Annotated in this window: 16 protein-coding genes; 7 read left to right on the top strand and 9 right to left on the bottom strand. The window is 71.7% G+C overall.

The features are described from left to right. The first annotated feature begins 181 nt into the window (after positions 1-181). Together WEB03_RS10675 and WEB03_RS10670 are read left to right on the top strand one after the other, a co-directional pair. The gene (locus WEB03_RS10675; protein ID WP_368070934.1) at positions 182-484 is read left to right on the top strand and encodes a helix-turn-helix transcriptional regulator; all 303 of its coding nucleotides are present in this window, start codon (positions 182-184) and stop codon (positions 482-484) included. After that, positions 481-1,785, top strand: a complete 1,305-nt coding sequence (locus WEB03_RS10670) for a type II toxin-antitoxin system HipA family toxin (RefSeq protein ID WP_368070933.1) — start codon at positions 481-483, stop codon at positions 1,783-1,785. Before WEB03_RS10675 ends, WEB03_RS10670 begins: the two co-directional genes overlap by 4 nt. A gap of 335 nt (positions 1,786-2,120) precedes the next feature. On the opposite strand, the gene WEB03_RS10665 is transcribed toward WEB03_RS10670, so the two are convergent. Genes WEB03_RS10665 through WEB03_RS10650 form a run of 4 tightly spaced genes read right to left on the bottom strand, consistent with a single transcriptional unit; the run spans position 2,121 to position 5,536 of the window. Continuing rightward, a complete protein-coding gene (locus tag WEB03_RS10665; RefSeq protein WP_368070932.1) occupies positions 2,121-3,095 on the bottom strand; it encodes an FkbM family methyltransferase in 975 nt (324 codons plus the stop codon). A gap of 29 nt (positions 3,096-3,124) precedes the next feature. Next, positions 3,125-3,442, bottom strand: a complete 318-nt coding sequence (locus WEB03_RS10660) for a rhodanese-like domain-containing protein (protein ID WP_368070931.1) — start codon at positions 3,440-3,442, stop codon at positions 3,125-3,127. Beyond that, positions 3,439-3,843 carry a DUF302 domain-containing protein gene (locus WEB03_RS10655; RefSeq protein WP_368070930.1) on the bottom strand — a complete coding sequence of 135 codons (405 nt, stop codon included), beginning with the start codon at positions 3,841-3,843 and terminating at the stop codon, positions 3,439-3,441. Before WEB03_RS10655 ends, WEB03_RS10660 begins: the two co-directional genes overlap by 4 nt. Positions 3,844-3,883: 40 nt before the next feature. Continuing rightward, the gene (locus WEB03_RS10650; protein ID WP_368070929.1) at positions 3,884-5,536 is read right to left on the bottom strand and encodes a hypothetical protein; all 1,653 of its coding nucleotides are present in this window, start codon (positions 5,534-5,536) and stop codon (positions 3,884-3,886) included. 190 nt (positions 5,537-5,726) lie between these two features. On the opposite strand from WEB03_RS10650, the gene WEB03_RS10645 reads away from it, so the two are divergent. Together WEB03_RS10645 and WEB03_RS10640 are read left to right on the top strand one after the other, a co-directional pair. Further along, on the top strand, positions 5,727-6,662 hold the full coding sequence (locus WEB03_RS10645; RefSeq protein ID WP_368070928.1) for a response regulator transcription factor: 936 nt from the start codon (positions 5,727-5,729) through the stop codon (positions 6,660-6,662). A gap of 94 nt (positions 6,663-6,756) precedes the next feature. Then, positions 6,757-7,191: an SRPBCC family protein gene (locus WEB03_RS10640; protein WP_368070927.1), complete on the top strand. Its 435-nt coding sequence runs from the start codon at positions 6,757-6,759 to the stop codon at positions 7,189-7,191. Here WEB03_RS10640 and WEB03_RS10635 read toward each other — a convergent pair. Further along, positions 7,188-7,763 carry a VanZ family protein gene (locus WEB03_RS10635; protein ID WP_368070926.1) on the bottom strand — a complete coding sequence of 192 codons (576 nt, stop codon included), beginning with the start codon at positions 7,761-7,763 and terminating at the stop codon, positions 7,188-7,190. The two genes, WEB03_RS10640 and WEB03_RS10635, sit on opposite strands and share 4 nt — an antisense overlap. Positions 7,764-7,879: 116 nt before the next feature. On the opposite strand from WEB03_RS10635, the gene WEB03_RS10630 reads away from it, so the two are divergent. Continuing rightward, positions 7,880-9,238 carry a class I adenylate-forming enzyme family protein gene (locus WEB03_RS10630; protein ID WP_368070925.1) on the top strand — a complete coding sequence of 453 codons (1,359 nt, stop codon included), beginning with the start codon at positions 7,880-7,882 and terminating at the stop codon, positions 9,236-9,238. Between the two features lie 94 nt (positions 9,239-9,332). On the opposite strand, the gene WEB03_RS10625 is transcribed toward WEB03_RS10630, so the two are convergent. Then, on the bottom strand, positions 9,333-11,189 hold the full coding sequence (locus WEB03_RS10625; RefSeq protein ID WP_368070924.1) for a hypothetical protein: 1,857 nt from the start codon (positions 11,187-11,189) through the stop codon (positions 9,333-9,335). Between the two features lie 138 nt (positions 11,190-11,327). Beyond that, positions 11,328-12,332, bottom strand: a complete 1,005-nt coding sequence (locus tag WEB03_RS10620) for an alpha/beta fold hydrolase (protein WP_368070923.1) — start codon at positions 12,330-12,332, stop codon at positions 11,328-11,330. A 170-nt stretch (positions 12,333-12,502) separates the two neighbouring features. On the opposite strand from WEB03_RS10620, the gene WEB03_RS10615 reads away from it, so the two are divergent. Together WEB03_RS10615 and WEB03_RS10610 are read left to right on the top strand one after the other, a co-directional pair. Next, entirely contained in the window at positions 12,503-13,252 is a 750-nt protein-coding gene (locus tag WEB03_RS10615) for a MerR family transcriptional regulator (RefSeq protein WP_368070922.1), read from the top strand. A 33-nt stretch (positions 13,253-13,285) separates the two neighbouring features. Continuing rightward, positions 13,286-13,678 carry a hypothetical protein gene (locus WEB03_RS10610; protein ID WP_368070921.1) on the top strand — a complete coding sequence of 131 codons (393 nt, stop codon included), beginning with the start codon at positions 13,286-13,288 and terminating at the stop codon, positions 13,676-13,678. Between the two features lie 172 nt (positions 13,679-13,850). Here WEB03_RS10610 and WEB03_RS10605 read toward each other — a convergent pair whose 3' ends face one another. Both WEB03_RS10605 and WEB03_RS10600 read right to left on the bottom strand, forming a co-directional pair. Then, positions 13,851-14,432, bottom strand: coding sequence for a PaaI family thioesterase (locus tag WEB03_RS10605; protein WP_368070920.1), 582 nt, complete (start codon positions 14,430-14,432; stop codon positions 13,851-13,853). Further along, positions 14,425-14,552 (bottom strand): acyl-CoA dehydrogenase family protein (locus WEB03_RS10600; RefSeq protein WP_368070935.1); only part of this gene is annotated, 128 nt, incomplete at its 5' end. The genes WEB03_RS10600 and WEB03_RS10605, both read right to left, overlap by 8 nt.

The raw sequence follows: 14,552 nt of genomic DNA, 5'->3' as shown, positions 1-14,552 counted from the left end.
CCCGTTGAAGGTCTGCGCGAAGAGGATCGCCGACGTGATGGTCGCCTCATCTCCGTTGCGCCGCAGCACGAGCCGGTCACCGCCTTGTTGTAACCGTACGCTCACATCTGTAGGTTGTAACCGTACGCTCACACTTTGGGCGTGTAACCGTACGCTCACCACCCCCCGCGAGGAGCCAGCGATGCGCGTCACTGTCGCCCGGGACATCGGGCTCGCCGTACGTGGACGTCGTCGCGAGCTCAGCATGTCGCAAGCCGACCTGGCCGAGAAGTCGGGCGTGAGCCGCAAGTGGCTGTCGGAGTTCGAGCAGGGCAAGCCCACCGCCGAGCTCGGGGTCCTGCTCCGTGTCCTCGACGCCTTGCAGATGGAACTCACCGTCGCGCCACTGTCCGAGGGGGACCCACAGACGGCCGGCCTGTCGTCGAAGGAGCATCTCGACCTCGACGAGATCCTCGACGAGCTCGACAAGGACCCCGAGCCGTGACCGATCGTGAACTCGTCGCGCTCATCGAAGGTCGCCCTGCGGCAACGATCACCGAAGCTGCCGGGAGGATGAGGCTGCGCTACGACGACAGCCACCGCAGCGCCGACGCCACGCCCCTGTCGGTCAGCTTGCCGACCCAGCTACGAGACCACACCCACGAACCAGTGTCGGCGTTCCTGTGGGGCCTGCTGCCGGACAACGACCGCGTCCTGCGCCGGTGGGCACGGACCTACCAGGTGTCAGCCGCCAGCCCCGTCTCGATGCTGTCCTCCCCTGTCGGTGCCGATTGCGCCGGGGCCGTCCAGTTCGCCACCGCAGACCGCGTCCACGAGATCACCGACCGGGACGGCACCGTCGACTGGCTCACCGAGGCCGACATCGCCGCCAAGCTCCGCGCTCTCGAGGTCGACTCGGCCGACTGGCTCGGAGAACGCATCAAGGCCGGACACTTCAGCCTCGCTGGCGCCCAGTCGAAGACCGCGTTGCGCTTCGACCCTGCGACAAGCAGGTGGGGCGCGCCGCACGGCAGCGAACCGACCACCCACATCCTCAAGCCCGGCATCAGCGATCTCGAGGGCCACGCCCTGAACGAGCACGTGTGCCTCGCGACCGCGCGACGCTTGGGGCTGCGGGCTGCGGTCACCACGATCGAGCACTTCGAAGAGAAGGTCGCCGTAGCCGTCCGCCGCTTCGACCGCACCATGCGCGACGGTCGTTTCGTGCGGGTCCACCAGGAGGACATGTGCCAGGCCCTCAGCGTCCATCCTGACGCGAAGTACCAGCAGGACGGCGGACCCGGCGCTACCCAGATCGTCGACCTCATCCGCAGGCTGCTACCGCCAGCCGACGCCTCCGCCGCGACCGACAGGTTCCTCGACGCGCTCCTGTTCAACTGGCTCGTCGGCGGAACGGACGCGCATGCGAAGAACTACGGGATCCTGCTGTCCGGACCCCAGATACGCCTCGCGCCGCTGTACGACATCGCGTCCATGCTGCCCTACGAGCACGACCCGCTTCAACTGCGCCTGGCGATGAAGGTAGGCGGCGAGTACCGGTTCAAGGCTGTCCACGCCCGTCACTGGCACAAGCTGGCGTCGGACCTCTCGTTGGACCCCGACCGTCTACTGAACCGGGCTCGCACGCTCGCCGAGCAGATCCCGGATGCCATGGCGGATGCGTGCACCGCAGCAGCGTCCGACGCGCGGATCGACACCGACCTTCCGCCGCGCATGGCCGCCGCGGTCGGCGCGTGGTCACGGCGCTGCCTCGCTGGTCTCGAACGGTTCCGCGCCCGTTCGTAGCCTCCTCCCGACAGCGGATCAGCGGCGACGCGCTGCAGGCGAACTTGGGAGTCTCCCTGGGGAAGCACAAACGGCCCCCAGGCTCGAGCTCCAGCGCGCCGTGCCGTCGCCAGACGAACTCGACCTCCACGTGCGATCGCCCCGCTGCCGGCCGATCCGCCACCGGAACCTCAGCATCGGTTCGACGTCGGCTGACTGCGTGAGAGCTTGCAGAGCGCCCCGCTCCTCAGTGACCCACGCGGATCCAGGCAGGACCTTTGGCTACCGCCCTTGCGGACCCTTGTGCGAGTTGTGTTCGGCCGTGTCCGCTCCGCTCCGTCCGGTCCATCCGCCGGTCACCTGGTAGCGGGCGCGCGTCTCGTAGCAGCGCGGAGACGTCGCTTGACGCGGCCGGCGACGCGGCGCAACCGCCGGAGGGTGGTCTCCGGGGGTGGCGGAGGCGGAGGCGGAGGCGGGGGTTCGGTGCGGTACGCGCCGCTGCGGTGCAGCGTGAGCGCCGGCCGGAACCGGTGGTCGAGCAGCACCTCCGGTCGAGCGAAGAGCACGTTGTACTGGAACCGGCTCTGGTAGTCCCGACCGACCGGGATCAGGCCGTGGCCGAGTAGGAACGCCGACACGTCGTTCATGGTCCAGGCGGGGCCCCAGACCCACCGGTCGCGATCCTCGACCTCGATGAAGATCAACTGCACATCGGCGAGGAGCTCCTTCCCCCCGCCGAGCACCTGCTCGGTGGCGCCCTCGACGTCGACCCACATCACCGTCGGCGACCCACGGTGCTCCGCGAAGAACCGGTCGAGCGTCGTGGACGGGACGGTCACCTGCTGCGTCCCGTACTCGTGCTGCACGAGGTCCTTGAGCGACCCCTTGCCGTTCGCCAGAGGTCGACCATCCGCACCACGCATGACGTTGAACGTCACCTCCCCCACCGTGTCGCTCAGCGCCAGGTGGCGGTACTCCATCCGGTGCTTCGGCTCCTCGTTGCGCTCGCGGAACCGGTCGTGCACGTACGGGTTCGCCTCGAAGGCGACGATCCGCGCGTCGGGCAGGTAGCGACGGGCGCGCCGGGACGCGGTCGCGTCCTTCGCGCCGGCTTCGATGAAGACCTCCGGCTGCAGGAGCCGGACGGCACGGAAGAACAGCCGCTCGAGATCGCGGACCGATCGGGCGCGCTCGTCGGGCTCCCTCAGGTCGTAGTTCGGCGCGTTCGCCAGCAGGGCGAGGTCATAGGCCGCGAGGAGGTGCGCCCGCGCCTGGGGCGTGACCGTTGCTTCGACCTCGCTGACCTCGCCGACATCGTCCTGAGCCGTCATCGGTGCCCCCCGTTCGACGCAGCTCCGGATCAGATGACCCGGGGGTCCTGACCGTCCTCGGCGACGAACGGCAGGCCGTCGCGCTGCCAGGCCTGCATCCCGCCCTCGAGGTTCTCGACCTCGTAGCCGGCCCGTCGCAGCGCGTTGCTGACCTGACCGGAGCGGTTGCCGGACCGGCACACCGCCACGATCGTGCGGTCCTGGGCGAGCTCACCCTGCCGGGACGACAGCTCGCCCATCGGCACGTGGACGGCACCCTCGATGTGCCCCGCGTCCCACTCCGGCGGCTCGCGCACGTCCAGCAGCTGCACCTCGTCGGCCACGGCGTTGGCCTCGGAGGGTGTCACGCTGCACCGCCCTCGGCCAGTGCGGTCAGGGCGGCGTCCAGCCGTGTCCGGGCATCGGTCGCGACGTCCTCGAGCGCTGCCGGCCCGAGCGCCATCATCGCGTGCGGATCGGCGGCCACCACGTCGGTGCCGCCCGCTGGGTTCGCGCGCAGCAGGACGTTGCAGGGCAGCAGGGCGCCGACGTCCGGGTCGATATCGATGGCCTGCTTGGCCAGCGGCGGGTTGCACGCCCCGAGGATCTTGTAGGCGCCGACCTCCTCGCCGAGCTTGTCGCGCAGCGCTCCTTCGACGTCGATCTCGGACAGGATCCCGAAACCTTGCGCCTGCAGCGCGTCCCGGACGAGGGCTTCCGCCTCGACCGGCTCCGCGTCGATGGTCACGGTCATGGTGTACCCGCTCATGAGCTGGCTCCTCGGTGGGGGCTCGACCGGACTGTAGGGGTCAACGTGCCTCGCGGGCTTCCTCGTACCTGGTCCCGAAGTCGAGCGCCTGGTGGCGACCCTCGGTCAGGTAGTCGATGATCACGGTGGCGTCACCGTCGGAGATCTGCGCCCCGTTCCCGATCATCCGCTCGACGATGGCCGTCCAGTCCTCCTCGGTGGAGGAGTTGTTGCGCACGATGCGTCCCACGTCGTGGCACTGGACGCAGCTGTTGAGGAAGACCGCCTCCTGCTCGTCCGCGGGCGGCGGCAGCACCATCTCGGAGGACAGGAGCACGTCGACACCCGCCGTGTCGTACCGCTCGAGCGCAGCCTCGGCCTGTTCCTCGGTCACGTCGGTCTTGACCACCATGCCGTTCGGGTTCATGCCCGTCGTGAACGTCCCGAGCGTGTCGTACCGTGCGACGTCGATGACCGAGACGCTGCTCTCACCCCAGTTGGTCGCCAGCGCGCGGCTCCCCGAGGGTAGGAAGTGGATCCAGTGCGGGTTGACGCCGGTGCTGATCTCCTCGATCACCTCGAAGGTCTCGGGGTCGAGCACGCTCACGTGCTGGGCGCCGTTGTGGCTGACCCAGTAGTTGCCGTCGGGGCCGAGGTAGGGGATGTTCGCGCCGCCACCGGTCGCCACCGTTGCGAGCAGCTCGCCCGCGTCGGCGTCGATGAAGCTCACCGACCCGTCGGAGCGGTTCCCCGTCCCCACGATGTGGGTGTCACCGAGGAACTCCGCGTTCACGGGGTTCGGGATGTCGGCCACACGGCGCACGACCTCCTCCGTCGCCGTGTCGATGATGATGACCTCCTCCTCGGGGGTGTTGGAGATGGCCAGCAGCTCCCCATCCACCGACATCCCGGCGCCGCCGCCACCCGCGCTCGAGTAGTCCTCCTCGCTCCGCTCGATCTCGCGCAGCTCCCACGTGCCGATGTCGAGCACGCCGACCGTGTTCGCCCCCTGCATGCTGAAGAAGGCCTTCTCGTCGTCGGGGGTGATGTAGACGTCGCGGGGGCGGTCGCCGACGTCGATGACCTCGGCGATGGCGGGCCCCCCTTCCGCCTCCACGTCGATCACGCCGATGCGGTCGCTGCGCTGGAGCGCGACGACGAAGTACCGACCGTCGTTGGTGTAGGTGCCGTGCAGCGGCCCCGCGACGTCGGCACCGTCGGCCGCTTCGGGGAAGGCGAGGAAGTCGGTCGCGAAGTCGTCGTGGGTGTCGATGACGATGACCTCGTTGCCGAACCGGGCGTTGGCGATGACCCACCGCTGGTCGGGGCTGAGGTAGGGGTGGTGCGGGACCGCCGAACCCTCGCTGTAGATGAAGGCCACCGGGGCGAGGGTCTCGAGGTCGTGGACGGCGATGCCGCGACCGACCTCGGCGGCGACGAAGAGCCAGCCGCGGCCGCTCCAGGTCTCGCCGTCGGGCGGGAGCGGGGCCCCGACGGACTGCACGGTGTTCGTGCGGGCCACGTAGTCGGGCGCCAGCTCCCGGATCGGGCCGGGGAAGAAGCCGGAATCCTCGACCGGGTCGAGTTCGACCGCGTCCGCCGCCGTCTCGGATCGGTCACCCGGCCACGCGGCTGCGACGAACGCGACCACGACGAGGCCGATCGCGAGGTTGCGGTAGCGGGCCACGGACGTGGCGGTCTCGGATCGGGACACGGTGGAAGCTCCACGGAGAGGAGAGGACAGGAGGACAGGGCGAGCATGCAGGGTTCCTGGCGACCTGTCCGGTCTCCATGGACACCTCCGGGTGCGCCGTCCGTTCTCTCTGGACGCCAGGCCCGCTCGCTACCTTCACGTTCCGGTGCAGACGGACGACGAGGTGCGCGTGGAAGGCCCGACGCCCCCCGTGCGCGCAGAGCCCGGCCTCGCCCCGACGATCCTGAGCGCCCGCCGCATCGAGCGTCTGCTGATGCGGGTGCGTTACCTGATGACGGGCTTCGTGGTCGCCTCCGCTGCCCTGTTCGCGCCGACCGACCACCTCGCCGCGGTCGCCCTCGTCCTGCTGCTGCTCGGCGGCAACCTCCTCGCCCACCGGGAGGCGCCGAGGGTGCGGACCGTCGGAGCAGCACGGGCGCTCGCACTGCGGACGACGGCCATCGATGCGGTGGCAGCCGGTGCCTACTACCTGCTGTTCCTCCGGCACCCGTCGGCGACCCCCGTAGCCCTACTCACCGCGCTCGTCCTCGGGATCGCGCTGCGGTGGAGTTGGCGAGCGGTCGGGGTCATGACCGCCGGTTTCGGTGTCGCCGTCGCGGTGCGCGCCTACGTACGGACCGAGGTGCTCGACCTCGGCGCCCCCCGCGTGGAGCTCATCGCGCTCTGGGTCGTCGTCGCGCTCCTCGTGGCCGCCCTCGGCAGGGAGATCCAGGTCCAGGAGCGCAGGTGGCAGACCGCAGCGGCCGCGCGCGAGCAGGTCGCTGCTGACCTCCGTGCCACGGTGGCGCAGACGTTGGCGCTCGCCGGCATCGGCCGGGACCAGGCCACCCACGACGAGGTGCTCGCCGCCGTCCGCGCGATCATCGACGGCGCCGGGGAGAGCCACGACCAGCTGATCGAACGCGTCGCCACGGTGCTCGCGGTCCCCCACCACGGTCTCTCCCCGAGGGAGCAGGAGATCCTCCTGCTGTTGGCCCGCGGCTTCCCGGACACCCGTATCGCAGCGGCCCTGTTCATCAGCCCGAGCACCGTCCGGAACCACTTCGCGAACATGCGCGCCAAGCTCGGGCAGGGCTCGCGCGCCGAGCTGGCCGCGTTCGCGGCCCGCTACGCCTTCCCGACCTGATCCTCCTGGCCGGCCGGGGGAGCTCGTCGCAACGGACGACGCCGTTAGGCTCACGCCTCGCGTCGGACGCCGGGGGCCGGCCGGAGGAGCTCGCGTGCCACGCTTCGAGGAGACGCGCACCATCGGTGCCAGTGGCGAGCTCTGCTGGCAGCTGCTGACCGACCCCGACCACATCCCCACGTGGCTGACCATCGCCACCTCGGTCCGCGCTGCTGGGGAGCTCGGCGAGGGCACCCCCCTCCACGCGAGGGGTGGCGCGCTCGGCGTCAACCTCGACCTTCAGCTCGAGGTCGCCGCGTGGGAGCCGACCTGCCGTTACGCGTGGCGCCTGCACGAACCGGTCGCCGTGGACGTGATCTACGCGCTCGACCCGGTGGAGGTGGGGCTCACCCGCCTGCGCGCCCGGGTGGAAGCCGACCTCGGGCGACGGGTCCCGGTGCGGGCCCGGCTCGCCGTGCGGGTCCTGCGGGGTGAGCTGTCCCGATCCCTCGACCGGCTCGCGGAGCTGGCCGAAGCGACGCCTGGCTAGGGCCTGCCGCTGCCGACCCACGGTTCGCTGCGGCTGGGCTGCCGCGGCTGCGCCCTCGGCGGTCGAGACGGCAGCCGCAAGCGCCGGATCGTGACGCCGACGACGGCCGCCACGAGGACACCCGCGCTGTTCAGGAGCACGTCGTCGACGTTGGTCCCGCGCCCCGGGTGGGTCAGCTGGACGAGCTCGATCGTCAGCGACATCGCCACCCCGGCGACGGCCAGCCGCACGATCCCTGCCCGGCGCCAGCGCTGCGCCAGCAGCACGATCGTCGGGACGAGCAGCACCAGGTTGACCACGGCGAACACCCCCGGAGCCCCGTCCATGAGCTCCAGCGGCCGGAGGTTGACCTCGGCCGAACCGCCGAGCTCGGTGCCCAGCTGGCTGAGCGGGGTCAGCGTCGCCAGGACGACCGCCACGAGCGAGGCGGCGAGTGCTCCGTCGAGGAGCGCGGGGGCGACCAGGGGTCGACCGCGACGCGCCAGCGCCCGAGCGAACAGCGACAGCACCGCGACGAGGAGGCCGACGGCGACCGCAGCGATCACCACCTCGATGATGGCCACGCTCTGCACGGCTGCCTCCGGACGGATCCGTCGACGGTAGCGTTGCGTCCTGGCCGGTCGCCCAGGGTCGGTCGGGCCGTGGAGGCGCCACGGGCAGCGGCGCGACGAGACGGGGCGACGAGACGGTGACCGGAGCGTTCCACCTCGGCGTGCTTGCGGAGCGCGCCGCCGAACGGCGCGACGCCGACCACCGCTCGCTGCTGTTCGAGGGCCGGTGGTGGACCAGCGGGGAGCTGCACGACCGCGTCACCCGCATCGCCGGGGGGCTCTCGGCGATCGGGCTGCGGCCCGGTGACCGCGTCGTCGTGGTCATGGCGACCACCCCGGACGTCGGCGTCCTCTACCAGGCCTGCTGGCGGGCCGGACTCGTGGCGACGCCGGTGCTGTTCCTGGTCCCGCCCGCCGAGCTGCGCACCATCCTCATCGACAGCGCGGCCCGGTGCGTGATCACGACGCCGGAGTTCCTGGACAACGTTCGCGGCGCCGCGGACGGGCTCGACGTCACGATCGTGCTCGACGGTGACGCGGCCGGGACCACACCGCTCGCCGACCTCGCCGCGGCGGCGCCCGTGCCGATCGTGGACCGGCGTGACGACGACCTCGCTGCGCTGCTCTACACCGGGGGGACCACCGGGCGAGCCAAGGGGGTCGAGCTCACCCACACCAACCTCTGGTACGCCGGCCGAGCCGGCTACGAGTCGACCGCCGACGACCGCCTCGGCCGCACCCTGATGCCGCTGCCGCTCGCCCACTCCTTCGGGCTGCTCGTCAGCGTGACCAGCACCCACGACCCGGAACCTGGCGTGGCCGTCCTACAGCGGTGGTTCGACCCGGAGGGGTTCTGCGAGCTGGTCGCCGAGCACCACCTCCAGCAGGCGACGGTGGTCCCCACGATGTTGCGGGTGTTGCTCACCCTGCCGCTCGAGAGCTACGACCTCTCCTCGTTGGAGCGCATCGTCTGCGGTTCGGCTCCGCTGCCGCCGGCCGTCCTGCACGCCTTCGAGCAGCGCGTGCCGTCGGTGACCATCTGCGAGGGCTACGGGCTGACCGAGACCGCCGCAGCCGCCACCGTCAACCGGCGGACACACCGGAAGGTCGGCACCGTCGGCCAGCCGCTGCCCGGCACCGAGCTGCGCATCGTGGGCGCCGCCGGCGAGCCAGCCGCGACGGGCGATCCCGGTGAGGTCTGGGTCCGGTCGGCAGCCAACGCCCGGGGCTACCGCGGGGAGACCGACGGCTCCGACACCTTCACCTCCGACGGGTGGGTCCGGACCGGCGACATCGGAGCGCTCGACGACGAGGGCTTCCTCACCATCCTCGACCGGATGAAGGACCTCGTCATCCGCAACGGCTTCAACATCTACCCGCGGGACGTCGAGGAGGCGCTCGTCGAGCACGACGCGGTCGCCGCGGCTGCCGTCGTCGGCGAGCCTGGGCCCGTGACCGGCTCGGCCCGAAGGCCTACCCACGCGACGTGCGGGTGATCGACACCCTCCCCCTCACCCCGATGATGAAGATCGACCGCAAGGCGGTGCGCACCCTGCTGTGACGTGGCGGGTGATGCGCTGACGGGCCGGTTCAGACGAGTTCGGACTCGCGCGCTTCGGTCCCGGCGTCGACGGCATCGCGCCGCCCCGGTGGCGGCGTCGACCCCGCCCGCCGGCGGTCGAGCCCCACGACACCGGCGGCCAGCGCGGCGATCGTCCCGCCGATGGCGACCGCGATCACGACGCCGGCGATGTACCCGGGCCACGTCGGGGCACCCTCGAGGGCCTCGCGCAGGAACAGGTCGGTCTGCGGGACCATATCGGCCTCGCGGACGGGCTCGAAGGCGATCTCGCTGGCGCCGATCTCGGGGTCGGCGGGCAGGTAGATCGGCACCGCACCGAGCTGGGAGCCGCTGGCGAGCAGCACCATCGTCTTGCGCTCACCGCCGACGGGGGCGGGTTCCTCGATCCGGTACGCACCGGGTTCGCCGGTCGGCACGAGCGGACGGATGGTCCGTTCGCCGCCCTGCCACTGGAAGACCTCGAAGCGGTCGGCGTCGACGGCGGCGTCGACCGGCGTGACCTCGACGGTCACGTCGACCAGCGACCGGCCAGCGGCGTCGGTGGACACGACCGACGAGGTGACACGAGCGGACACGTCGGCCGTGTCGCGGACGAGCGTCGGCGCGATCGCGAGCAGCGCGACCAGAGCGCCGGCCCCCGCGACGCGACCGTTGATCGCCACGGAGCGGTGCGCGAGCACCCGTCCGATGGCGACACCGATCGGCGCGATGGCGACGGCGGCCACCGTGCCGAGCAGCGCCTCCGGCCACAGCCCCGCGCCCCACGGGTGGTAGCCCCAGAGCTGCATCCACAGCCACTCGCCGGCCAGTCCGGCGGTCCCGACGGCGCCACCTGCGACGTAGGCGCGGGTGGTCCACGACCGCCCGCGGGTCACCAGGAAGGCGATCTCGACCGCGATGGCGCCGGCGAGGTAGAGCGGGAACCGGGCCACCTCGAGGCTCCACACCCCGGCGGTCACGACGGCCATGACGACGCGGAGCACGACGAAGACACCGACCGCCGCCAGCGCGCCGCCGCGACCGAGAACCACACGCGTCAGGAGGAGCCCGACGCTGGCAGCCAGCGCGATGAGGACCACCTGGGCGGCCTGCGGCCAGACCGAGACGGCGAGGTCGTACTCGAACTGGACCGCCGACAGCCCGACCAGGACGGCGCCGGCGGACAACCCGGCCATCACCCGGTGCTGGAGCACCCGCCAACTCGGCGTGCCCGCCGCGGAGGTGGTCGCGGGCAGCGGCACCGCCGTGCCGCCGGAGACGGGACGACGGCCCGCCTCGGCCAGCACCAGCCAGGTGGCGATCGGCGCGAACATCACCGACCCGATCATCAGCATGTGCGGCGGCGACCACATCGTCACGTCGAGGCCGTAGATGGCGTGCCAGAACTCGTCGACCCAGTAGCCCGAGATGGCCAGCACGCCCATCGCCAGGAGGCCGGCGCAACCGAACGGCACCCGCCAGCGACGCACCTGCCACCCGACCGGGGCGTCGGTCCGGGTGGCGACGTGGACACCGAGCGCGCCGGCGATGCCCAGACCCGTGGTCGCGAGCAGCAGGTGGACGTGTGGTGGGCTCAGGAGGAACTCGTCACGACCGATCGACACGTGCCACGCCACGTCCCAGAAGAACCCCGAGAACGCGATGAGCATCGCCCCGAACGCGACCAGGAAGGTCGCCGCGGCCCAGTCCGGCCAACCCGTGACCCGCCCGGCGCCGTTGGCGAAGCGCAGCAGCACGCCGCTCTCGCCAGCGGGGAGCGCGGACGCACGGACCAGGGCGGCCGCGACCAGCCCGGCGAAGGCGATGGGGGCGACGACGTACCACCAGTCGGTCCCGAACTGCGCGAAGCTCTCGACCAGACCCACCTGTGCTGCCTCTCCTCGTGCGGACGGCACCGCAGGGTGGCACCGTTGTATGCGTCACGAGATGATGACATATCTTCCGCCAGCGCACAACCGCACGGACGGCCGGGCCCCCGAGGACCGCGGCGGCGAGGAGCCAGATCAGGCGGTCGCGACCGCGCGGTCGATGCGGTGGCGGATCGCGGCCGTGACCTCGTCCGGCCGCTCGAGCGGGGACTGGTGGCCAGCACGCTCGATGACGACGAGCTCGGCATCCGGCAGCTCACGGACCAGCCGCTCGCTGTGGTGGTGCGGCGTCATGCGGTCCTGACGTCCGACGACGACCGTCGACGGCACCTTCCACAGCGGCAGGGCATCGGACAGGTCGAGGTCGGTCAGGGTGATGCCGAGGCTCGCGCGTACGTCGACGGGGGCATCGAGGAACAGCTGCTCGGTGAGCGCCACTGACGAGGGCGAGGCGGTCGGGCTGAGCGAGATGGCCTTGACCACCCGGGACGAGATCGGGGTCGTGCGGTGCGGGATGGGGAGCCGGGCGCGGAGCACCCGTGCGCCGAGGCCACCGAGCACCCCCTCGAGGACCCCGAGGCCCTTGAACATCCCCGACGTCAGCTCACCGGCACCGGTGTCGACCAGCACGGCGCCGCTGGCGCGATCGACCAGGCGACCGTCGCGAGCCGAGGCGAGGATCGACATCCCGCCGAGGCTGTGACCGACCACGATCACCGGCAGGTCGGGGCGGGCGAACGCCTCGACGACGTCGGCGAGGTCCCGGCCGAGCGCGTCGATCGTGAACCCGTCGTCGCCGACGTGTCCGCTCCCCCCGTGACCGCGCTGGTCGTAGGCGACGATCTGGTGATCGGCGGCGAGCGCCTGCATCTGGTGGCCCCAGAACCGGATGCCCATGGCCCAACCGTGCGCGAAGACGACGCAGGCACGCGGCTGCGCCGGGGTGTGCACCCGGACGTGCAGGGTGGTGCCGTCGGCGGTCGGCAGGCAGGTCGGACGGCCCGGCGGGATCGCCGTCAGCACGCCGCGGTGCGGGTCGGCATCCAGGGCGGCGAGGTCACGGCGGCGGACCGCCTCCCACGCGACCCCGGTCGTGACCGCCCCGACCGCGAGGCCCACCAACCGTCGTCCGCTCGCCACGCCGCGTCTCCGTCTGCGCCCGTGGGCGCGCCATCCGACACCGAACGCTGTCACGGTACAGCACTCGTGCGGATCGCCCGCGCCCGGTCGGCCCCCCACCGCGACGTCCGACGCGACCGGGTGGCACACCGCTCGGTGGCACGTCACGTCGGCGGTTACGCTCCCCGGCCATGAGACTGCGCATCGATGAGCTGGCGACCACGGCCGGGACCACGTCCCGGAACGTCCGCGCGTACCAGCAGCGCGGGTTGCTGCCCGCCCCGGAGCTCGAGGGGCGCACCGGGTTCTACGGCGAGGAGCACCTCCACCGGCTGCGACTCATCGACGAGCTCCAGCAGCGCGGCTTCAGCCTCGAGGCCATCCGTCAGACGCTCGACATCTGGTCGACCGGCGGCGACCTCGGCGAGCTCCTCGGCTTCCAGCACCTGCTGTCGGCCCCGCTGACCGACGAGCAGCCGGTCACCTTCACGGTGGCCGAGCTCACGACCCGCTTCCCCGCCATCGAGCACCGCCCCGAGCTGATGGGACGAGCGCTCGAGCTCGGCCTGGTCGAGGTCGACGACCGGGGCGACCTCGTGGCGCCGTCCCCGATGATCATCGAAGCCGGCACCGAGCTCGTCCGGCTCGGCGTGTCGATGGAGGTGGTCTTCGATCTCGTCGCCGCGATCCGCGCGGACGTGTCCGACATCGCGCGCCGCTTCCTCGAGCTCGTCTCCGACCACCTGCTCGCCCCGATGATCGAGGGACGCGACGACGCCGTCAGCAGCTCCGAGCTGGTGTCGTCGCTGCAGCGCCTGCGACCGATCGCGATCGAGGTGGTCCGTCCGTTCCTCGCCCAGGCGTTGGCCAGCGAGATCGACCGCACCGTCCGGGCACAGGCCGACCTGCTCGACCCCGACGGCGGGGCCGCCACCGCGTAAGCTCACGTGGTGGGTGTGCGGCACGGGGCCGCCGTGAAGCGAGGTCAGGGCGGGCTCGTGTGGGTCGTCGCGGTCGTGCTGACGCTGCTGTACGCCGCAGCGGTCGCGGGGACCGCTGAGCGCCGTGGTCAGCCACCCCTACCGTGGTTCGTGACCGGACTGTTCACCCCGGTCGTGTCGTTCCTCGTGCTGCTGCTGTTCTTCCCACGTCCTGGCACACCCGTCGACGAACTCACGGCCGATGATGCCGTCGCCGCGAGCGCCGTCGCGCGCTCGCTCGCCGCGGAACCTGGCCTCTCCGTCCACGCGCTCGTCGCGCGGACCGGTCTTCGCGAGCGTGAGGTGCTCGACCAGCTCCGGGCGCTGCAGAACCTCGGCCGCGCCACCAGGGACGACGCCGGTCGCTACGACCTCACGCCGGGCTGAGCTCATCAGCGGACTCGACGGAGTGGACCGCACCACCGGCCGGGACGACGACGGTCGCGTACCGGTCCGGCGACGGCGTGACGCCTGCTACGGGAGCGCGCAGCGGGAGACCGATCGACCAGCCGGGGGACGAGACACGGCGCGGCGCCGCTCTGGTCACCCGCTGGCTCCCTCAGCTCCCGGTCGCCTCAGCCTCGAGGCGTTCGTAGCGGTTGGCGATCCGCTCGGGGTCGAGGATCCGGAAGGTGGCCTTCGAGGTCACCTTGACCCGATCGTGCTGCTCGATCGTCGCCTCGAGGTGGACGTCGCGCTCGTCGCGGTCCACCAGCTTGCCCACCAGCTGGCACGGCACACCGAGGTGGATGGGCTTGCGGTAGCTCAGCGACAGGTCGATGGTCACGCCGGGGATCAGCTCGCGCACCATCACCATGCCGTAGACGTCGTCGAGGATCGCGGCGAGCGCACCACCGTGGACCAGGCCCGGCGCGCCGACGAACCGGTCACCGAAGCTGTAGTCCACGCGGACGCCACCGCCGGGGGCGGCGACGGCGAACAGCCCGAACCCCGCCGAGTTGTCGGGCCCGCAGCCGAAGCACCGGGCACCGTGGCGGGGCAGGACGTCGCCGTCCTGCCAGCCGCCGTTGGCGATGGCCGCGCGGAACCGATCGGCGTCCGGGTGTTCCGCGAGGGTGGACCAGGCGCCACCACCGGCCGAGGCCGACGGTGGTGCCGAGGAGGAGGTCGGGTCAGACACCCATCGTCCTTCCGATGATCTCCTTCATGATCTCGTTGGTTCCGCCGTAGATGCGCTGGACCCGTGCGTCGACGAAGGCGCGCGCGATCGGGTACTCGCGCATGTAGCCGTAGCCGCCGT

Origin of the sequence: Nitriliruptor sp. (assembly GCF_040882075.1) — a bacterium.
Lineage (GTDB): Bacteria > Actinomycetota > Nitriliruptoria > Nitriliruptorales > Nitriliruptoraceae > Nitriliruptor.
The sequence above is the reverse complement of the archived record's forward strand: the minus strand, read 5'-3'. Positions and strand labels throughout refer to the sequence as shown.

Coding starts and splice junctions, on each gene's coding strand:
- WEB03_RS10615 (WP_368070922.1), top strand. CDS start 12,503: ATGAGACTGCGCATCGATGAGCTGGCGACCACGGCCGGGACCACGTCC.
- WEB03_RS10675 (WP_368070934.1), top strand. CDS start 182: ATGCGCGTCACTGTCGCCCGGGACATCGGGCTCGCCGTACGTGGACGT.
- WEB03_RS10665 (WP_368070932.1), bottom strand. CDS start 3,095: ATGACGGCTCAGGACGATGTCGGCGAGGTCAGCGAGGTCGAAGCAACG.
- WEB03_RS10655 (WP_368070930.1), bottom strand. CDS start 3,843: ATGAGCGGGTACACCATGACCGTGACCATCGACGCGGAGCCGGTCGAG.